The organism is Streptomyces sp. NPDC047017 (assembly GCF_040644175.1).
In the GTDB taxonomy this organism is placed as follows: domain Bacteria; phylum Actinomycetota; class Actinomycetes; order Streptomycetales; family Streptomycetaceae; genus Streptomyces.
Genome location: NZ_JBEYVW010000018.1, coordinates 169,699 through 189,620, shown reverse-complemented (window position 1 = coordinate 189,620; position 19,922 = coordinate 169,699). Strand labels below are relative to the sequence as shown.

The 19,922-nt window shown below is 72.5% G+C and carries 18 protein-coding genes; 3 read left to right on the top strand and 15 right to left on the bottom strand.

Annotated elements, in window-relative coordinates; translation table 11 throughout:
• From ABZ858_RS27935 to ftsY, 3 genes are all read right to left on the bottom strand, one after another.
• Window positions 1–185 (bottom strand): leucine zipper domain-containing protein (locus ABZ858_RS27935; protein WP_361384262.1); only part of this gene is annotated, 185 nt, incomplete at its 3' end.
• Between the two features lie 120 nt (window positions 186–305).
• A complete protein-coding gene (locus ABZ858_RS27930; RefSeq protein WP_361384259.1) occupies window positions 306–638 on the bottom strand; it encodes a hypothetical protein in 333 nt (110 codons plus the stop codon).
• A 100-nt stretch (window positions 639–738) separates the two neighbouring features.
• On the bottom strand, window positions 739–1,953 hold the full coding sequence (gene ftsY, locus ABZ858_RS27925) for a signal recognition particle-docking protein FtsY (protein ID WP_361384256.1): 1,215 nt from the start codon (window positions 1,951–1,953) through the stop codon (window positions 739–741).
• Between the two features lie 218 nt (window positions 1,954–2,171).
• On the opposite strand from ftsY, the gene ABZ858_RS27920 reads away from it, so the two are divergent.
• Window positions 2,172–3,629 carry a cytosine permease gene (locus ABZ858_RS27920; protein ID WP_361384253.1) on the top strand — a complete coding sequence of 486 codons (1,458 nt, stop codon included), beginning with the start codon at window positions 2,172–2,174 and terminating at the stop codon, window positions 3,627–3,629.
• 472 nt (window positions 3,630–4,101) lie between these two features.
• On the opposite strand, the gene ABZ858_RS27915 is transcribed toward ABZ858_RS27920, so the two are convergent.
• From ABZ858_RS27915 to ABZ858_RS27900, 4 genes are all read right to left on the bottom strand, one after another.
• The gene (locus ABZ858_RS27915; RefSeq protein WP_361384251.1) at window positions 4,102–5,520 is read right to left on the bottom strand and encodes a sugar porter family MFS transporter; all 1,419 of its coding nucleotides are present in this window, start codon (window positions 5,518–5,520) and stop codon (window positions 4,102–4,104) included.
• Between the two features lie 229 nt (window positions 5,521–5,749).
• On the bottom strand, window positions 5,750–9,307 hold the full coding sequence (smc, locus tag ABZ858_RS27910) for a chromosome segregation protein SMC (RefSeq protein WP_361384248.1): 3,558 nt from the start codon (window positions 9,305–9,307) through the stop codon (window positions 5,750–5,752).
• A gap of 278 nt (window positions 9,308–9,585) precedes the next feature.
• Window positions 9,586–9,789 (bottom strand): hypothetical protein, encoded by a 204-nt coding sequence (locus ABZ858_RS27905; protein ID WP_361384245.1) that lies wholly within the window; start codon window positions 9,787–9,789, stop codon window positions 9,586–9,588.
• Window positions 9,790–10,168: 379 nt separating this feature from the next.
• On the bottom strand, window positions 10,169–10,450 hold the full coding sequence (locus ABZ858_RS27900) for an acylphosphatase (protein WP_361384242.1): 282 nt from the start codon (window positions 10,448–10,450) through the stop codon (window positions 10,169–10,171).
• Between the two features lie 169 nt (window positions 10,451–10,619).
• Here ABZ858_RS27900 and ABZ858_RS27895 point away from each other — a divergent pair, with 169 nt between their 5' ends.
• Both ABZ858_RS27895 and ABZ858_RS27890 read left to right on the top strand, forming a co-directional pair.
• Entirely contained in the window at window positions 10,620–11,876 is a 1,257-nt protein-coding gene (locus ABZ858_RS27895) for a CAP domain-containing protein (RefSeq protein ID WP_361384238.1), read from the top strand.
• A gap of 98 nt (window positions 11,877–11,974) precedes the next feature.
• A complete protein-coding gene (locus ABZ858_RS27890; RefSeq protein WP_361384235.1) occupies window positions 11,975–12,370 on the top strand; it encodes a helix-turn-helix domain-containing protein in 396 nt (131 codons plus the stop codon).
• A gap of 30 nt (window positions 12,371–12,400) precedes the next feature.
• Here the strand turns inward: ABZ858_RS27890 and mutM are convergent, their stop codons facing one another.
• From mutM to recG, 8 genes are all read right to left on the bottom strand, one after another.
• Window positions 12,401–13,267, bottom strand: coding sequence for a bifunctional DNA-formamidopyrimidine glycosylase/DNA-(apurinic or apyrimidinic site) lyase (gene mutM / locus ABZ858_RS27885; protein WP_361384232.1), 867 nt, complete (start codon window positions 13,265–13,267; stop codon window positions 12,401–12,403).
• A gap of 116 nt (window positions 13,268–13,383) precedes the next feature.
• Complete coding sequence (gene rnc / locus ABZ858_RS27880) at window positions 13,384–14,193, bottom strand: ribonuclease III (protein ID WP_361384286.1); 810 nt, start codon at window positions 14,191–14,193, stop codon at window positions 13,384–13,386.
• 19 nt (window positions 14,194–14,212) lie between these two features.
• A complete protein-coding gene (rpmF, locus tag ABZ858_RS27875) occupies window positions 14,213–14,386 on the bottom strand; it encodes a 50S ribosomal protein L32 (RefSeq protein WP_003951102.1) in 174 nt (57 codons plus the stop codon).
• Between the two features lie 2 nt (window positions 14,387–14,388).
• On the bottom strand, window positions 14,389–15,042 hold the full coding sequence (locus ABZ858_RS27870) for a YceD family protein (RefSeq protein WP_361384229.1): 654 nt from the start codon (window positions 15,040–15,042) through the stop codon (window positions 14,389–14,391).
• A gap of 157 nt (window positions 15,043–15,199) precedes the next feature.
• Window positions 15,200–16,318: an ATP synthase F0 subunit B gene (locus ABZ858_RS27865; RefSeq protein ID WP_361384226.1), complete on the bottom strand. Its 1,119-nt coding sequence runs from the start codon at window positions 16,316–16,318 to the stop codon at window positions 15,200–15,202.
• Window positions 16,319–16,417: 99 nt separating this feature from the next.
• Window positions 16,418–16,897 (bottom strand): pantetheine-phosphate adenylyltransferase, encoded by a 480-nt coding sequence (coaD, locus tag ABZ858_RS27860; RefSeq protein WP_361384283.1) that lies wholly within the window; start codon window positions 16,895–16,897, stop codon window positions 16,418–16,420.
• Window positions 16,898–16,923: 26 nt separating this feature from the next.
• A complete protein-coding gene (gene rsmD, locus ABZ858_RS27855; protein ID WP_361384223.1) occupies window positions 16,924–17,514 on the bottom strand; it encodes a 16S rRNA (guanine(966)-N(2))-methyltransferase RsmD in 591 nt (196 codons plus the stop codon).
• 166 nt (window positions 17,515–17,680) lie between these two features.
• The gene (recG, locus tag ABZ858_RS27850) at window positions 17,681–19,885 is read right to left on the bottom strand and encodes an ATP-dependent DNA helicase RecG (protein ID WP_361384220.1); all 2,205 of its coding nucleotides are present in this window, start codon (window positions 19,883–19,885) and stop codon (window positions 17,681–17,683) included.
• Window positions 19,886–19,922 lie beyond the last annotated feature (37 nt).

Below are 19,922 nucleotides of genomic sequence, written 5' to 3'. Positions count from 1 at the left end.
CGGGAGGAGCGGTCGCTCATGCCGGCTTCGCCGGAGTGCCGGTAGCGGTCGGCCCACCGCTGGGCTGTGGTCGGGGAGACCTGGAAGCGCTCGGCGGCCCGGCGCAGGGGCCAGCCGTCCTCGACGACGCAGCGGGCCAGACGCAGGCGTCCGGTCTCGGTCAGGGGTGCATTACGGTGGGGCACGAGGGCCTTTCGGTCAGGTGTAGACGTCGCAATCCACACCGAACCGGAAGGCCCTCACCCATTCAAGACCCCTCAGCCGCGACCTGCCTCACCCGTCCACAACCTCCCGGGGCAATACACCTAGCTCGGCGGCGGGACACGGGTGAACCCGTCGGGCCACTCGTCCGCGCCCACGGTGTACTCGTCGATCAGGAAGCACTCGGGTTCGTCGGCGAAGCCGGGCAGCGGGCGGGCCCGGCGCATCCGGTCGCGGGCCTTGTCGGCGCTGGAGTAGACACCGAGCAGCTTGGGGTCGTCGCCGGCCTGCTCGTCGCAGTGGACCGCCCCCGCCCCTTCCCCGTCGGCGCCCTCGGCGCACCCGGTCGTGCCGCTGTCACCGACCCGGTCGTGGTGGCCGATGTGCCACAGCAGGTGGACCGTGGTCGTGGCGGCCCGTTCCGCCCCGCTCTTCACAGCGGCCGGGCGGGTGTCCGCCCCGCCCCGCGCGACGACACAGCGCCCGTCCCCCGCGGTCTCCGGGGGGCGGGCGCTGTCGTCGTGCGGACGGGGACCGTCAGTCTCCGATGAGGGCGTCAACGAACGCCTCCGGCTCGAACGGGGCCAGGTCGTCCGCGCCCTCGCCGAGGCCGATCAGCTTGACCGGGACGCCCAGCTCGCGCTGGACCGCGACCACGATGCCGCCCTTGGCGGTGCCGTCCAGCTTGGTCAGCACGATGCCGCTGATGTCCACGACCTCCGCGAAGACCCGGGCCTGGACCAGGCCGTTCTGCCCGGTCGTGGCGTCGAGCACGAGCAGGATCTCGTCCAGCGGGGCGTGCTTCTCGACGACGCGCTTGACCTTGCCCAGCTCGTCCATGAGGCCGGTCTTGGTGTGCAGGCGGCCGGCGGTGTCGATGAGCACCACGTCGGCGCCCATCTCCTTGCCCTCCTTCACCGCGTCGAAGGCGACGGAGGCGGGGTCGCCGCCCTCCGGCCCGCGCACGGTGTAGGCGCCGACCCGCTCGCCCCAGGTCTGCAGCTGGTCGGCGGCGGCGGCGCGGAAGGTGTCGGCGGCGCCGAGCACGACGCTGCGGCCGTCGGCGACCAGGACCCGGGCGAGCTTGCCGGTGGTGGTGGTCTTGCCGGTGCCGTTGACGCCGACGACCATCACGATGCCGGGCTTGCTGGTGGCCGGCTCGGTCTTCACCGTACGGTCCACGTCGGTGCCGACCAGCTGGACCAGCTCCTCGCGGAGCAGGGTGCGCAGTTCCTCGGGGGTGCGGGTGCCGAGCACGCGGACGCGTTCGCGCAGCCGCTCGACCAGCTCCTGGGTGGGCTGCACGCCGACGTCGGCGGTCAGCAGGGTGTCCTCGATCTCCTCCCAGGTGTCCTCGTCGAGGTGTTCGCGCGAGAGCAGCGTGAGCAGGCCCTTGCCCAGGGCGTTCTGCGAGCGGGAGAGCCGGGAGCGGAGCCGGACCAGCCGGCCGGCGGTCGGCTCCGGGACCTCGATCTCCGGTACCGGCAGCTCTTCGACGACGGGCGGCTCCTCCACGGCGGTGGGGGCCGAGCCGCCCGGGAGGTCCACCTCCTCGATCGTCCGCCGCGGCTCCTCGCGCGGTGTCTCGGCCTCTTCGCCTACGTGCGGCTCGGCCGGCGGGGCGGCGGTGATGTCGGGCGGGCTGGGCGGGGGCGGCGGCAGCGGCTTGCGCCGCCGGCTGCCGACGACGAGCCCGCCGAGCGCGCCGAGCACCACCACGGCGATGACTACAGCAAGGATGATGGTTTCCATAACGCGTCCAGTATCAGCCATGGGTCCTTGCCACAGGCCGTTTGTGGCTTCCCCCAAGAGACAAACGCCACCTAAAGACCCGAGTAGTATCAAAGTACGATGGTGCGGCGCGGGTCAACACGCGTAGAGTCCCCGACGTCGCCGCCGTCCGACGGCGCCCGCCACTCCCTTCGCCGGAGTGCACCACCTCCCCCACGAACGAGGCACGGACCTTCTCCATGAGCAAGACCGCCGAGGCCGAAGGCGCACTGGAAACCCGCGGCATCGAACAGGTGCCCGACCATGAGCGCACCGGCAGGACCCGCGAGCTGTTCCCCACCTGGGTCGGCGCCAACATCAGCGTGCTGCTGCTCACGATGGGCGCGAGCCTGGTTGTGGCGTACCACCTCGATCTGTGGCAGGCGCTCGTCGTCTCCGCGGCGGCGCCCGTGATCTCGTACGGCCTGGTCGGGCTGATCGGCATCGCCGGCAAGCGGGGCGGGGCGCCGGGCATGGCGCTGTCGCGCGCGGTCTTCGGCCAGCGCGGCAATCTGCTGCCCGGTTCGCTGATCTGGGTCGCCCGCTGGGGCTGGGAGACGATCAACGCGGTGACCGGCGCGTACGCGATGCTCAGCATCCTGGACATCGTGTTCGGGCTGAAGGCGAACAGCGTGCTGGACCTGGTGATGCTGCTGGCCTTCGTCGTCGCCACCTTCGCGATCTCCGGGCTCGGCATCAACGCCGTGCAGAAGTGCAACAAGTACGCGACGTACCTCTTCGGCCTCTTCTCCGTGCTGGTGCTGGTGTACCTGATCGTGGACACCGACTGGTCGAAGGTGTTCTCGCACTCGGCCGGCTCGACGGCCGCGGTGATCACCGGTATCGGCATGATCGCGGCGGGCGGCGTGAGCTGGATCCCGACCGCGCCGGACTTCACCCGCTACCTGCCGCGCACCGCCTCCTCCAAGGCGATCGTCGGCACCTCGGTGGGCGGCGCCGGCATCGTGGTGCTGCCCATGGTGCTGATGGGCGCGGTGATGGCGGTCTCCACGCCGGACCTGGCCTCGGCCTCCGACCCGGTCGCCTTCCTCGGCGAGATCCTGCCGACCTGGATCGCGGTGCCGTACCTGCTGATCGCGGTGATCGGCATGCTGCTGATCAACTCGATGTCGATGTACTCGGCGGGCTTCACCGCGCAGACGCTGGGCTTCAAGGTGCCGCGCCACTGGGCGGTCTCGGTCAACGCCGTGATCTCGCTGGCCTTCGGCGGGGTGCTGATGCTGGTGGCGACGAGCTTCATGGGCTCGTTCATCGCCTTCCTGTCGCTGCTCGCGGTGGCGTTCTCGGCGTGGGTCGGCGTCTTCGGCGCGGACATGCTGCGGCGCACGGAGTACGACGGTGCGGCGATGGCGGACACCACGCGCACCAGCGCCTACTGGTACCAGGGCGGCTTCTCCCCCGCCGCGGTCGCCGCCTGGGCGATCGGCCTGGCCGCGGGCCTGATGTTCACCACCTCGGACTGGTTCACCGGCCCGTTCGCCCACAACAACGTGATCGGCGAGTACGGCCTCGGCTGGGTCGCCACCATCGTCATCTCCGGCGCCCTGTACCTGGCCCTCCCGAAGCCACCGGTGGCCCCCGTCACCGCCCCTCCGCTCACTGAGCGGGCGGAACGCCCCGAGTCGGCGACCGTCTGACATCCACGGCACTCGGTTTTGGTCCCCCTCCTGGTGGAGGGGGACTTTTTCATGCGGGCCTGCCCGGCACTGCCCTCCGCGAGGTACGCGTTCCCCGCGTCGGCGTCGGACGGGTCGGGTGCCGTGGGCCTCATGCCGTGGTGCCTCCCGGGGAGGCGGGATCAGATCAGCCGGCAGGAGCATTCCGGCGCGGCGTGCGTCGTCGAACCGTGCCAGGTACGCCGGACGGCACCCAACGCGTGTGGCTCGGAACACCTGACGGTCCCCCTTGGAGCCCGCCGGTCCGACCCGCCGGCCGGAGGAGCGTGAGCGGGAGACCACCGGCAACCGGCGCCTCCGCCCTTCTCCGACGGCCCAGGAACACAAGAAGCCGCCGCCCCCCGCCAAGCAGAAGCCTGGTCGGAGGGCGGCGGACGGTGCGAGGAGAGGGGCAGCGGGGTCTTGGCCCCCGCTCCTCGGGAACGGGAGGGGCTCAGCCCATTTCCTCCAGCGTCTTGCCCTTCGTCTCCTTGACGAACTTGAGGACGAACGGGATGGAGAGCGCGGCGAAGGCCGTGTAGATGACGTACGTGCCGGACAGGCTCCAGTCGGCCAGCGACGGGAAGCTCGCGGTGATGGCCCAGTTGGCGATCCACTGCGCGGAGGCGGCCACGCCCAGGGCGGCGGCGCGGAGGCGGTTCGGGAACATCTCGCCGAGGAAGACCCACACGACGACACCCCAGGACAGGGCGAAGAAGAGCACGAAAACGTGGGCGGCGATCAGGGCGACCCAGCCCTGCGTGGCGGGCAGCTTGCCGTCGACCAAGTGGGAGGAGAACGCCCATGCCTCCAGGGCGAGACCGATGACCATGCCGACCGAACCGATGATCGCGAGCGGCTTGCGGCCGATGCGGTCCACGAAGATCATCGCGATCACGGTGCCGATGATGTTGATGATCGACGTCGTGAAGGAGTAGAAGAACGACTGCGTCGGGTCGACGCCGACCGACTGCCACAGCGTCGAGGAGTAGTAGAACGCGACGTTGATGCCGACGAACTGCTGGAAGACCGACAGGCCGATACCGATCCAGACGATCGGCTTGAAGAAGAAGCCGCCGCCGAGCAGGTCCTTGAAGCTCGACTTGTGCTCGCGCGTCATGGCGTTCTCGATCTCGGTCACCCGGGCGTCGAGGTCGGCGCTCTCCCCCTCGACCTCGGCGAGGATCTCGCGGGCCCGTTCGCGGCGGCCGACGGAGAGCAGGAAGCGCGGGGACTCGGGGATGGCGAAGGACAGCAGCCCGTACAGGACCGCCGGGACCACCATCACGCCGAGCATGACCTGCCAGGCCTCCAGGCCCATCAGCTTGCCGCGCTGGTCGCCGCCGGCCGCGTTGAGCAGGCCCCAGTTGACCAGCTGGGAGATGGCGATGCCGACGACGATCGCGGCCTGCTGGAAGGAGCCGAGGCGGCCGCGGTAGGCGGGCGGGGCGACCTCCGCGATGTAGGCCGGGCCGATGACCGAGGCCATGCCGATGGCGAAGCCGCCGATGATGCGCCACAGGGCGAGGTCCCACAGGGCGAACGGCAGGGCCGAGCCGACCGCGCTGATGGTGAAGAGGGCGGCGGCGATCTGCATGCAGCGGATGCGGCCGATGCGGTCGGCGATGCGGCCCGCGGTCGCGGCGCCGATGGCGCAGCCGATCAGCGCGATGGCGATGACCTGGGCCAGCGCCGCGGAGCCGATGTCGTAACGGCTGCGGATGGCCTCGACGGCGCCGTTGATCACGGAGCTGTCGTAGCCGAACAGGAAGCCGCCCATGGCCGCCGCCGCCGCGATGAAGATGACATGCCCGAGATGGTCGGGGTGGGCCGTACCGGCTCCTGGCCTGGGCGCCTGCGCTGTGCTGGTCACGTGTACTCCTCGGGCACACCGGCAACGCTGCCGGGGTGGGGTTCAGCCCTTCGAGGTCCCGAGACCTGAAGGTAAAAGCAACGTTGCCGAGACTATTCCTTCAAGTTTCGAAGTCAATAGTGGGCCCAATGTGCTTTGCCCCACCCGCGTGGCGAGCTTGCGTTCAAGTAGTGAAATCAAGTATCGGACATGATCCGACTACCCCGAAGTCGTAGAAACAAGGCGGCGGCTACCGCAGCCGCTGGCTGATCACCTTCGACACGCCGTCGCCCTGCATGGAGACGCCGTACAGCGCGTCGGCCACTTCCATGGTGCGCTTCTGGTGGGTGATCACGATGAGCTGGGACGCCTCCTGCAACTCCTGCATGATGCGGATCAGCCGCTGGAGATTGGTGTCGTCGAGGGCCGCCTCGACCTCGTCCATGACGTAGAACGGGCTGGGCCGGGCCTTGAAGATCGACACCAGCAGCGCCACCGCCGTCAGCGACCGCTCGCCGCCGGAGAGCAGGGACAGCCGCTTGACCTTCTTGCCCGGCGGGCGCGCCTCGACGTCCACGCCGGTGGTGAGCATGTTGTCCGGGTCGGTCAGTACGAGCCGGCCCTCGCCGCCGGGGAAGAGCCGCCCGAAGACGCCCTCGAACTCGCGGGCGGTGTCCCGGTACGCCTCGGTGAAGACCTGCTCGACGCGCTCGTCGACCTCCTTCACCACCTGGAGCAGGTCGGCGCGGGTCTTCTTCAGGTCCTCCAGCTGCTCGCTGAGGAACTTGTGGCGTTCCTCCAGCGCCGCGAACTCCTCCAGGGCGAGCGGGTTGACCTTGCCGAGCTGCTGGTAGGCGCGCTCGGCGGCCTTGAGCCGCTTCTCCTGGTCGGCCCGGACGAAGGGCCGGGGCCGGTTGCGGGGGTGGTCCGGGTCCTCGGGCAGCTGCTCGCCCTCGGCGGGCAGCGAGGGCGGCACGGGCTGGTGCGGCCCGTACTCCGCCACCAGGCCGGCCGGCTCCACGCCGAGTTCCTCCAGCGCCCGGGCCTCCAGCTGCTCGATCCGCAGCCGCTTCTCGGCGCCGAGCACCTCGCCGCGGTGCACCGAGTCGGTCAGCTTGTCGAGTTCGCCCTTGAGGTCGCGGCCCCGGGCGCGGGCGTCGGTCAGCTCCTGCTCGCACACCGCCTTGGCAGTCTCGGCGGCGGCCCGCTCCCGCCCGGCGCGGTCCAGGGAGACCTCGATGTGGGCCAGCAGCTGCCGGGCCCCGGCGGCGACGGCCGACGCGACGGCCGTCTCGTGCCGCAGCCGGGCGCGGCGCCGCTCGGCACGCGCGCGTGCCTCGCGTTCGGCGCGGGCGGCCCGGTCCAGCGATTCGGCCCGGCCGGCCAGCGACTTGACCCGTTCCTCGTGCGTACGGACCTGGAGGCGGGCCTCCATCTCGGTCTGCCGGGCGTTGGCCCCGTCGGCGGCGAGCCGGTCACGGGCGTAGGTGTCGGGCTCCTCCTCGACCGGGGTCTCCTCGGCGACGGCGAGCCGTTCGGCGAGTTCGGCGACGTCCTGGAGGGACTGGTCCAGGGCCTGCTGGGCGCGCGCGGCGGCGGCCGTGCAGCGCTCGGCCTCCCCGGCGGCGGCCCGGGCCTGTCCGGCGAGCCGCCCGAGCCGCTGGGCGACCGCGGACTTCTCCCGGTCGGCGGCCCGGCGCCGCTCGGCCAGGTCCTCGACGAGCGCCGCGCACTCGGTGCGCCGCTCGCCGGCCCGGTGCTGGGCCTCGGTCAGCTCCGCGCAGCGCACGTCGAGTTCCGCCAGCCCGGCGGCGGCCTCGTCCACGGAGGCCCGTACCTCCAGCAGGCTGGGCGCCCCGGCCGAGCCGCCGTGCGCGAAGTGCGCCCCGAGCAGGTCGCCCTCGGCGGTGACGGCGGTGAGGTCCGGGCGCGCGCGGACCGTGTCCTCGGCGTCCTCCAGGGTGGCGACGACGACGATGCCGCGCAGCAGGCGGCGTACGGCGGGCATGAGGTCGGCGGGGCCCCGGACGAGGTCGGCGGCGCGGGTGTACGCGGCCGTGGGCGGCTCGGGCGGTACGTCGTCGCCGGGTGCGGCGGCGAGCAGCAGCGCGGCGCGGCCGGCGTCCTGCTTGCGCAGCAGGCGGATGGCGTCGGCCGCGGCGGTGACGGTGGTCACGGCCAGGGCGTCGGCGGCGGCGCCGAAGGCGGCGGCGAGGGGGATCTCGTGGCCCGGGGTGACGGTGAGGAGGTCCGCCGCCGGGCCGAGCAGGCCGGTGAGGCGGTCCTCGGCGTCCAGCAGGGCGCCCGTGCCGTCCTTGCGGCGCAGGCCGAGGGCGAGGGCGTCGTGGCGGGCGCGGGTCGCGGCGCGTTCGCGTTCGGTGGTGGTGGCCGCCTCGCGGGCGGCGGTGAGCGCGGCGTCCGCCTCGGCCAGCGCCGCCCTGGCGGCCTCGTGGCGGGCGGCGAGTTCGTCCTCGCCCGCGTCCAGGCCGTCGACCTCGGCCCGCAGCGCCTCGTACTCCTCCTGGGCGAGTACGGCACGGTCCTGGGCCTCGTCCCGGGCGGCGGCCAGGCGGCCGATCTCGGCCTGGGCGGAGGCGGCGCGGGAGCGGGCGGCGTTGACCTGGCCGCTGAGCCGGGCCAGGCCCTCGCGGCGGTCGGCGATGGCCCGGGCGGCGTCCTTGAGGCGGCGCTCCTCGGCGGCGAGTTCGCGTTCGAGTTCGCCGCGGTGGGCCACGGTGTCGTCGAGGGCCCGCTCGGCCGCCTCCAGGGCCGCCGCCAGCTCGGCCTCCTGTTCGCGGACGCGGGCGGCCTCGCGCTCCAGGTCCTCGGGGTCGCGGCCGTGCCGTTCCTCGGCGGGCGCGGCGGCGGCGCTCTTCACCCGGGCGTCGGCCAGCGAGATCGTGCCGCGCACGCGTTCGGCGAGCTGGGACAGGTCGTACCAGGTCTGCTGGGCGCCGGTCAGCCGCGGGGCGAGCCGGCGTGCCCGGTCCTCCAGGTGCGCCTCGCGCTGGAGGGCGCGGCGCAGTTCCTGCTCGGCGGCCTCCTTGCGTTCCTTGAGGGCCGCCTCGTCGGCGAGTTCCGCCCGCAGGGCCTCGCGCAGGCGTACGAGGTCGTCGGCGAGCAGGCGCAGGCGGGCGTCGCGCAGGTCGGCCTGGATGACCGCGGCCCGCCGGGCGACGGCCGCCTGGCGGCCCAGTGGCTTGAGCTGGCGGCGCAGTTCGTCGGTGAGGTCCTGGACGCGGGCGAGGTTGGCCTGCATCGCGTCGAGCTTGCGGAGCGCCTTCTCCTTGCGCTTGCGGTGCTTGAGGACGCCGGCGGCCTCCTCGATGAAGGCGCGGCGGCCCATGGGGTCGGCGTGCAGCACGGAGTCGAGCTGGCCCTGGCCGACGATGACGTGCATCTCGCGGCCGATGCCGGAGTCGGAGAGCAGTTCCTGGAAGTCCAGGAGGCGGCAGGTGTCGCCGTTGATCTGGTACTCGCTGCCGCCGTTGCGGAACATGATCCGGGTGAGGGTGACCTCGGCGTACTCGATGGGCAGGGCGCCGTCGGAGTTGTCGATGGTCAGGGACACCTCGGCGCGGCCCAGCGGGGGGCGTCCGGTGGTGCCGGCGAAGATGACGTCCTCCATCTTGCCGCCGCGCAGCGACTTGGCGCCCTGTTCGCCCATGACCCAGCTGAGCGCGTCCACGACGTTGGACTTGCCCGAGCCGTTCGGGCCGACGACGCAGGTGATCCCCGGTTCGAACCGGAGGGTGGTCGCGGAGGCGAACGACTTGAAGCCGCGCAGGGTCAGGGCCTTGAGGTGCACGGCGTCGGACTCTACCCGCCGCCGATACCCCACTCCACGAACCCTCGCAACCGCGCGGTTTCACCCATGTACATGAAGGGCACACCAGACGTTGAAGACGCTGAAAGGATGCGCGGGGCACGAAAGGCCGGGCTCGCGCGGGGCGGGCGGACGACGGGGCCCGCGACGGGGGGAAGGGCGGGGCAAGAAAGAAGGGACGCCGAAGCGTCCCTTGCAACTCTGAACCGAGCGGTTGACACGGGCAGCCCAACCACTGTGTCGCGATGCCGAGGCAGTGATCAGGTGAGCGCAGGCTCCGCCTGGTGTGCGTCGACGCGCTCCATGATCCTGTCGTGAGAAGCGGCAGCCGTCAGCTCGTCGTTCTCCGCCTGGATCCGAACCAGCTCGGATTCCAGGTCCTGGACGCGCTGCTGGAGCCGTCGCATCTCGGCGAGGAGTCGAGGGTCGGAGCCGCCGACGTAACCGAGAAGCGCCTTTGCCATGATGGATGGTCCTCCACACTGAGTGACCGAACGAGTCGGTGTGGGTCGTGAGGGATTTGCACCCGTGGTGCTTGGCACTGTTGAGTTTGTGGTGCCGTTCATCCATGCCAAACAGCTGAGGTGCGCGGGTTTTCAGCGTCTCACCAAAAAGTTTGACGGTCAACACGATCACGCCCCGTATCGATGGGCGTCCCGGGGGCGCGCGACCGGAAACGGGTGGCGCGGCTTCTCCTGCGGGCCCCTCGGGGCGTGGCGATCATCCTGCCGTGCTGCGGCCGTCACGGCAAGCGCTTCTCGGCAATCACCTGCTCTTTTCCCGCCGGGCAGGTGCCGGGGGCAGTTCCCGCGGGCGGTCGGGGTGGCCGGTGGTGCGGCCCGGTCAGCGGATCGCGAAGCCGTCGTAGCCGCCGCGCGGTGTGTCCCAGATCTCGGTGACGCCGTCGACACGGCCGGGCGTGTCGTCGCCTTCCAGCCAGTCGAGGAGCTTCCCGCAGGCCGTACGGGGACCTTCGGCGACCACCTGCACGCGGCCGTCGGCCAAATTGAGAGCAAAGCCACTCAGGCCGCCGATCTCCAGGGCCGTCGCCCGCGTGAACCAGCGGAAACCCACTCCCTGGACCTGTCCGCGCACCCAGGCGACCAGCCGCACATCGTCGTTCATGACGGCAACCTAACCGGGCGGCGTCCCGCCGGGCACCTCCGCCCCCGGCACCATGAGGTACCGTCCCGAATCCAATGCAGCTCATATGAAACTCACTCGATCGAGTGAGCCGGGTTGACCGCGACGGCTCAGTGCGCGGGTCGGCCGCGGGGACGAGGAAGGCCAGGACATGGGACGCCACCGACGCTCGGACGGGCCGGACCACGCCCCCGGGGACTCCCGCTCCGCCGAAACCGGAACCGGGCCCGGGCCCGGGCCCGGCGGGGACGCCGGCCGTCCGGACGCCGAGCCCATGGGCATCGCGCCCTACCTCAACCCCGAGGCGTACGCCGACGCCTACACGAAGGCGCGGGCGTACCTCTTCGCCACGGACGACGACTACGCCCGGGCGACCGGCACCACCGTGCCCTTCCCGCCCGAGGGCTACACCCCGCCCGAGGAGCCGCGCCCGGGCCGCCGCCGGCGCCGGCGCCGGAGGATCGCGACGCCGGTGCGCACCGGGCTGCTCGGCGTCACGGCGGCGCTCGCCCTCGGCACGGTCGCCCTCGCCTCGGGCGTGGTGCCCGGAGTGCAGGGGTACCGGCTCGGCGGCGGGAACGGCACCGGCACGGACCACGTCCGGGCCGCCGGTTCGCCCACCAACAGCGCGAGCGAGCAGGGCGGTACGTCCGGCGGCGTGCTCCCGGGCGGACCGGCCGGCGGGCTCGGCCTCCCGACGAGCGGCACCACGGGCCGGGCGGCCTCGCCCGCGCACTCCGCGCCGGGGACGGCCGCCGCCGCGCCCTCCACCGTCCCGGCCGCCACCGCGTCCCCCGCCCCTTCGCCGTCGGCCTCCAATTCCGCCCCGGCTCCCGCCTCCCCGTCGGCCGCGCCCTCGACGTCGCCTCCCGCCCCGGCCTCCTCGTCCGTGTCCTCTCCGGCCTCCCCGTCCCCCGCCCGGCCGACCGCCGCCCCGGCCCTGACCTCGGCGGCGAAGCCGAGCCGCACCCCCGCCCGTACGGCCTCTCCCACGCCGTCCGTGACCGTGCCCCCGGTGACGGTCTCCGCGCAGGCCCTCGCAGAGGCCCAGGTGCTCGTGCTGGTCAACCAGGAGCGGGCGCGGGTCGGCTGCAGCGCGCTCGCCGCGAACAGCGCGCTGACCTCGCTGGCCGAGAACTTCAGCGAGGACATGGCCACCGGGGGCTTCTTCTCCTCCACCGACCCCGGCGGCGCCACCCCCTGGGACCGGGCGGCGAAGCTCGGCATCACCGGCCTCGGCGGCGAGAACATAGCCCGCGGCCAGGCCGACCCGGCGGCGGTCGTGGCCGCCTGGATGAACAGCCCCGGCCACCGGGCCAACATCCTGAACTGCGGGTTCAGGACGGTGGGCGTCGGCGTGCACTACGGCCCCGGCGGCCCGTGGTGGGCGCAGGACTTCGGCTACTGACCGGCCGCAGCCGCCGACCCGCCCCGTAACGGGGGCAGGCACTAACGCTGAGTTAGCGCAAGCTGTCGGTTTGCGCTGCGTTCCCGTACGCTCGGAGCATGAGCACCGCGCAGGACCGCACCCAGGAGCAGGACCTCCCGTACAACGTGTTCGCCCGGGTCTGCCCGTCGCGCGGCACGCTGGAGCACATCACCGGGCGCTGGGGCGCGCTCACCGTGGGCGCCCTGTACGAGGGCTCGCTGCGCTTCAACGAGCTGCGCCGCCGGGTGGACGGCGTGAGCGAGAAGATGCTCTCCCAGACCCTCCAGGCGCTGGAGCGGGACGGCCTGGTGCACCGTGAGGCCCAGCCGACGAACCCGCCCCGTGTGGATTACGAACTCACCCCCCTCGGCCGGGAGGTCGCCGGGCGGCTGCTGGCCCTCATCCACTGCGTGGAGGGCCGGATGGACGACGTGCTCGCCGCCCGCGCCGCCTACGACGCCCGCCGGGCCTGACACCGGCCCGGCCCCGGCGGCCCGGCCCGCTCAGGCCGCCGCGCGGAGCCGGGGCACGGGCTGGCACTTGGGGCAGTAGTAGCTGGAGCGGTTCATCCAGGGGCTGCGGCGCATCGGGGTGGCGCAGCGGCGGCAGGGCAGGCCCTCGCGGCCGTAGGCGTCCAGGGAGCGCTCGAAGTAGCCGGACTCGCCGTTCACATTGACGTACAGGCTGTCGAAGCTGGTGCCGCCGACGGCGAGGGCCGCGTTCATCACGTCCCGGACATGGCCGAGGAGTTCGGCCGCGCGCGGGCGCGTGAAGCCGGCGGTGGGGCGCTCGTAGTGGACCCGCGCCCGCCAGAGCGCCTCGTCCGCGTAGATGTTGCCGACGCCGCTGATCAGCGACTGGTCGAGCAGGGCCCGCTTGATGGTGGTCCGCTTGCGGCGCAGCGCCTGGTGGAAGGCGTCGTCGTCGAACAGCGGATCGAGGGGGTCGCGGGCGATGTGCGCGATGACGTCGGGCAGTCCCTCGGGGGTGTTGTCGTGCAGCGAGAGGCCGCCGAAGGTGCGCTGGTCCACGAAGCGCAGCTCGGTCCCCACCCCGTCGGCGAACCGGACCCGGATGCGCAGGTGCTTCTCGTCCGGTGTGTCGTGCGGCTGCACCAGCAGCTGTCCGCTCATGCCGAGGTGGGCGAGGACGGAGAGGTTCGTCTCCTCCAGCGGCAGCCACAGGTACTTGCCGCGCCTGCTCGGCGTGCCGATGTGGTGGCCGCGCAGGCGGTGCGCGAAGTCGTCGGCGCCCGCGACGTGCCGGCGTACGGCGCGCGGGTGCAGCACCTCGACATCGGCGACGGCACGGTGGGCGACCCACCGCTCCAGGCCGCGGCGGACGACCTCGACCTCGGGCAACTCGGGCATCGGGACCCCCGTGAGGACCGGACCACGTGGTCCGGTGGACGGCTGCGAGCGCCCGCCCCGGAGCCGTCGGGCTCGGGGCGGGCGCTCGCAGTGCTGCTTCTTCCGGCTGCGGTGCGTCAGGCGGAGGCGGACGACGGGTCGCCGTCCTTGACGGCGGCCTCCTCGGCCGCCTTGGCGCGCTCGTCCGCCGCGGCCCGGATGGACCGCCAGGCGGACTCGGCGGCCTGCTGCTCCGCCTCCTTCTTGCTGCGGCCGGTGCCGGTGCCGTACGAGACGCCTCCGACGCGGGCGGCAGCAGTGAAGGTCTTCTCGTGGTCGGGGCCGGTCTCCGTGACCAGGTACTCGGGGACGCCGAGTCCTTCGGTCGCGGTCAGCTCCTGCAGGGAGGTCTTCCAGTCCAGGCCCGCGCCGAGATTGGAGGACTTCTCGATCAGCGGGTCGAACAGGCGGTGCACCAGTTCGGAGGCCGCTTCGAGGCCCTGGTCGAGATAGACCGCGCCGATCACCGCTTCGAGGGTGTCGGCGAGGATGGACGCCTTGTCCCGGCCGCCCGTGCCCTCTTCACCGCGGCCGAGCCGGATGAAGGAACCCAGGTCGAGTCCGCGGCCCACTTCCGCCAGCGCACGCGAGTTGACCACCGCGGCCCGCAACTTGGCCAGCTGGCCTTCGGGCAGGTCGGGGTGGGTGCGGTACAGCGTGTCCGTGACAACGAGACCGAGGACGGAGTCACCGAGGAACTCCAGCCGCTCGTTCGTCGGCAGGCCGCCGTTCTCGTACGCGTAGGAACGGTGGGTCAGCGCACGCACCAGAAGGGCGGACTCAAGTCGGTACCCGAGCCGCCCTTCCAGAAGCGTGTGGGACGAGGCGGTGTTGTCCGATGGGCCACTCCCGCCGGAGCGGGAAGCGTTCTTCTTCGCCGTGGACACGGTGCCTCTCACCAGCCGCTCAGACCTCGAGGACCTGGCGCTTGTTGTAGGTGCCGCAAGACGGGCACGCGATGTGCTGCTGCTTGGGCTCGTGGCAGCGCTCGCACGCAACCAGGGTGGGGACCGCAGCCTTCCACTGCGACCGGCGGTGGCGCGTGTTGCTGCGCGACATCTTCCGCTTCGGAACAGCCACGGCTACTTCTCCTGCTTCTCGTCGGCGCGTGCTGACTGAGGCGCGCCGCCGCTCATCTCGTCCTTCTCGCCGTCTTCGAGTGAACCGGCGAGTCCCTGCAATGCCGCCCAACGGATGTCGACGGCGTCGTGATGGTGGTCCGGGTCGTCCGCGAGCCGCGCTCCGCACTCGGAGCACAGGCCCGGGCAGTCTTCCTGGCACACCGGCTGCATCGGCAGTGCGAGCACCACCGCATCGCGCAGCAGAGGTTCGAGGTCGAAGAGTCCGTCCTCGAGGAAGAGCCTGTCCTCGTCGTCCTCGGCGTCGTCGCCCGGTTCCGCGCTCACGCGGCCCCGGTCGTCGGCGTCAGGGTACGAGAACATCTCCTGGAAGTCCGCTTCGAGCTCCAGCCCGACCGGCTCCAGACACCTTACGCACTCCCCCTCGGCCTGTGCACGGGCGGTGCCTGTGACGAGCACCCCGTCCATGACCGATTCGAGCCGCAGCTCCAGCTCCAGCGGGGCGCCTTCCGGCACTCCGACGACTCCCGGCAGACCGAGGTCCCGGGGGGCCGGGACCGAACGGGTCAGGCGCCGCAGCGCACCAGGACGCCGCCCCAGATCGTGTGTGTCGAACACGAGGGGGTTGCGGTGGTCGAGGCGGGCGTTGTGAGCCATTCCTGCTTTCGGTTTCCGAACTCGGGGGAATGCCGTCCCGGTGGTGTACCCGGGCAGCGCTGACCGCGCACCTGAGCGCGACCGAAGAGCCAGGATACTTGACCTTTCGCCATCGGCCCAATCCGGCCCCCGCGGCCGTACGGGCCCGCGGTCCGCCTCACAGTCCGCGGCCCTGTTCGTACGCCCGCAGCTGCTCGGCGCTGATCATGCCGGTGTCGAAGAGGCTGGTCTCGTCGAGGGCGTAACCGGACCGGGGCCGGCCGTCCTGCTGCTCCTGCTGGGACTGGTGGAGCTGGTGGGCCTGCTGGGGCTGATGGGCCTGGGCGGGGTCGTAGGCGGGGGGCTGCGCGGTGTCGTAGCCCTGCTGGTAGCCGCCGTACGGGTCGGCCTGCTGGTAGCCGTACGGGTCCTGCCCGCCGCCGTAGCCCTGCTGGTAGCCGCCGCCGTACGGGTCGGGCTGCGCGGGCTGCTGGTAGCCGTAGGCCGGCTGCGGTTCGTACTGCGGCTGCGGCGGGACGGCCGGCTCGGCGGGGGCCGCGGCCGGTGCGGCCGGGGTCTCGGCGAGGGCCGCGAGGTCGGCGAGGTAGTCGGCGTCGCTGGAGTGCTGGAGCAGCGTGGTGTCGTCGGCGAGGGCACCGAGGTCGTCGGTGGCGATCCGGCCGTGCAGCTTCTGCCGGCCGCGGCCGACCGCCTCCAGGGTCTTGGCCAGCACCGCCTCGAAGGCGCCCAGCTTGACGTCCACGTACGCGTCGGCGTCGCGGCGCAGGGTCTCCGGGTCGTGGCTGCGCTCGGGGGCGTCCTCGTCCTCGTAGCCGTCCTCGTCGACGCCGGGGCCGGTGCCCAGCAGCTTCTCCCGGCCGCGGCCGACCGAGCCGAGGGTCTTGGTGAGCACGACCTCGAAGTTGGCCAACTTGGAGTCGACGTAGTCGTCGGCCTCGGCGCGGACCTCCTCGGCCTCCTGCCGGGCCTCGGCCAGGATGCGGTCGGCCTCGGCCTGGGAGCGGCGCGCGACCTCGGTGTCGGAGATGAGCGAGCCGCGCTCGGTGTGCGCCGTCTCGATGATCCGCTCGGCCTCGCGCCGGGCCTCCTCGACGAGCTGCTCGCGGTCGCCGATCAGCTCCCGCGCCTGCGCCAGCGATCCGGGCAGCGCCTGGCGCACCTCGTCGAGCAGCGCGAGCAGTTCGGCGCGGTTGACCACGCACGACGCCGACATGGGCATGGACCGGGCGCCGGAGACCGTGGCCACGATCTCGTCGAGCTTCTTCTGCACGTCCACGGTGTGCTCGCCACTCTCTACCGAAGTGCGGGTAACGGACGGGACGACTGTACGACCACGCGGCCGCCGCCGGACACCGGGTGACGGGCGGTCAGGCGGTCAGTCCTTCGCCAGCCGCGCGGTGAGCGCCTCGAAGACCGCCTCGGGGACCAGGTGGGCGACGTCGCCGCCCCAGGCCGCGACCTCCTTGACCAGGGAGGACGACAGGAAGCTGTAGGTGGGGTTGGTGGGCACGAACAGCGTCTCGACGCCGGAGAGGCCGTTGTTCATCTGGGCCATCTGCAGCTCGTAGTCGAAGTCGCTGACCGCGCGCAGGCCCTTGACGATGGCGGGGATGTCGCGCTGCTTGCAGAAGTCGACGAGGAGGCCGTGGAAGGACTCGACCCGGACGTTGCCGTACTCGGCGGTGACCCGGCGGATGAGATCGATGCGTTCCTCGATCTCGAACAGGCCCTTCTTCGACTGGTTGATCATCACGGCCACGTAGACCTCGTCGTACAGACGGGAGGCGCGGGCGATGATGTCGAGGTGTCCGTTGGTGATGGGGTCGAACGACCCGGGACAGACGGCGCGGCGCACTTGAGTTCCCTCGCTCTCCGGTCCGGTCATCGTGCGTCTTCGCACGTAGAGGCGGCGCGACCGTACCAAAACGTTCCCTCGCCGTAGCGGCGGGCCCGGATCGGGTCGAAACCGGGCGGCCACCCGAACTCGCCGCCTCTGGTGCTGCGCTCCACGGTGACGAGCGCGTGCGCGGCGAGCCACCCCTGGGCGCGGAGTGTGAGCAGGATCTCCCGAAGATCGTCGTCGGAGACGGCGTACGGGGGGTCGAGGAAGACGAGGTCGTACGGGCCGGCCGGGGGCGGTGACTGGACGACCTGTTCCGCCCGGCCGGTGCGCACCTCGGCGCCGGGCAGGCCGAGCGATGTGACGTTCTCCCGGACCGTGCGGGCCGCGCGGGCGTCGGCCTCGACCAGGAGGGTGTGCCCGGCGCCGCGGGACAGCGCCTCCAGGCCGACGGCGCCCGAGCCGGCGTACAGGTCGAGGACCCGTTCGCCGTCGAGCGGGCCGCCGCCGAGGAGGGACTGCCAGGTGGAGAACAGGCCCTCGCGCGCGCGGTCGGAGGTGGGCCGGGTCCCCTGGCCCGGGGGTACGGCGAGACGGCGTCCACCGGCCCGGCCGGCGATCACGCGGGTCATGTCCTTGGGTCCTTGTCGGTGCTGGCCGCGCTCGGCGGGCGGGGTCCTGGCGGGCGGTCGGGCGGCCGGTTCGGCCGGGGGTCCGCCGGCGCCCGGCGGTGCGCGGGGTGCCGGCCGGTGGGCTGACGGGCTGGGTACGGCCCGGATGCGGGCCGTACCCAGTCTGTCAGCCCTTCTCCAGGTACTGCTCCCGCTCGTCGTCCAGCAGCGCGTCCAGGGCCGTGCGCAGGCCGGGCAGGTGCTCCAGCTCCGGGTCGGCGGCGACCACCGCGGCGGCCTCCTCCCTGGCCTCGGCGATGATCTCCTCGTCCTCGATGACGGCGAGCACCCGCAGGCTGGTGCGGGCGCCGGACTGGGCCTGGCCGAGGACGTCGCCCTCGCGGCGCTGTTCGAGGTCGATGCGGGAGAGCTCGAAGCCGTCGAGGGTGGCGGCCACCGCGTCCAGCCGCTGCCGGGCCGCGCTCGCCGCGGGCATCTCGGTGACCAGCAGGCACAGGCCGGGCGCCGAGCCGCGGCCGACCCGGCCGCGCAGCTGGTGCAGTTGGGAGACGCCGAAGCGGTCGGCGTCCGTGATCACCATCACGGTGGCGTTCGGCACGTTGACGCCGACCTCGATGACCGTGGTGGCGACCAGGACGTCGGTCTCCCCCGCGGCGAAGCGGCGCATGGCGGCGTCCTTGTCGTCGGGCGGCATCCTGCCGTGCAGCACCTCGACGCGCAGTCCCTGCAACGGCCCCGCGGCGAGCTGGTCGGCCACGTCGAGGACGGCGAGCGGCGGGCGCTTGTCGGCGCCCTCCTGCGGGGGCTTCTCCCCGGCCTTCTTCGGGTCGTCCTCCTCGTCCCCGATGCGCGGGCACACCACGTACGCCTGGTGGCCCTTGGCCGCCTCCTCGCGCACCCGCTCCCAGGCGCGGGCCAGGAAGTGCGGTTTGTCGGCGGCCGGGACGACATGGCTGGCGATGGGCGAGCGCCCGGCGGGGAGCTGGTCCAGGACGGAGGTCTCCAGGTCGCCGAAGACGGTCATCGCGACCGTGCGCGGAATGGGGGTGGCGGTCATGACCAGCAGGTGCGGGGGCTGCTTGCCCTTGCCGCGCAGGGCGTCGCGCTGCTCCACGCCGAAGCGGTGCTGCTCGTCCACGACGACGAGGCCGAGGTCGTGGAACTGCACCTTGTCCTCGATCAGCGCGTGGGTGCCGATGACCAGGCCGGCCTCGCCGGTGACCAGGTCGAGCAGGGCCTGGCGGCGGGCGGCGGCGCCCATCGAGCCGGTGAGCAGCACCACCTTGGTGGCGTGCTCGGACCCGCCGAGCATGCCCCCCTCGGCCAGCTCGCCCATCATCTCGGTGACCGACCGGTGGTGCTGCTGGGCCAGCACCTCGGTGGGCGCGAGCAGCGCGGCCTGTCCGCCGGCGTCGACGACGGCGAGCATGGCGCGCAGGGCCACCATCGTCTTGCCCGAGCCGACCTCTCCCTGGAGCAGGCGGTGCATGGGGTGTTCGGTCGCGAGGTCGTCGAAGATCTCGCGGGAGACCTTCTGCTGGCCCTCGGTGAGGGTGAAGGGCAGGCGGTCGTCGAAGGCGGCGAGGAGGCCGTCGGGGCGGGGGCGGCGGGCGACGGCGGGGAGCAGGGCGTCGGCGTGGCGGCGGCGGGCCAGGGCGACCTGGAGGACGAACGCCTCGTCCCACTTCAGGCGGGCGCGGGCGTCGGCGATGTCCGCCTTGGTGTGCGGGCGGTGGATCTTGAGCAGGGCCTCGGGGAGGGTGACCAGGCCGCGTCCGGCGCGCAGGGCGGCGGGCAGCGGGTCGACGGCCTCCTGGGCGCTGGGCAGCACGGTCTGGACGGCCTTGCCGATCTTCCAGGACTCCAGCTTGGCCGTGGCCGGGTAGATCGGGATGAGGGCGCCGGCCCAGGACTCGACGCTCTCCTCGGCGTCCCCCGTGAGCAGTTCGTAGGCGGGATGGGCCAGTTGGAGCCGCCGGTTGAAGACGGAGACCTTGCCCGCGAACAGCGCGCGGGTGCCCGGCAGCAGCTCCTTGTGGGGCTTGTGCACGCCGTTGCCGAAGAAGACCAGCTGGAGGCGGCCGCTGCCGTCGGTGATCGTCACCTCCAGGCGCTGGCCCTTGCCGCGCGGCGCCCGGGCGGAGGCGAAGCTGTGCAGGCGGGCGTCGGCGACCTGGGCGACCACCGTGACGTGCTCGTCCATGGGGAGGTCGGCGAGGTGGGTGAGCTGGCCGCGCTCCTCGTATCTGCGCGGGTAGTGGTGGAGCAGGTCACCGACGGTGTGCAGGCCGAGGTGCTCGGCCATCACCTTCGCGGTGGCGGGGCCGAGCACCTTCTTCAGGGGTTCTCGCAGTGCGGGCACGAGATCCATTGCACACCACGCCACTGACAATGCCGCAGACCCCCGG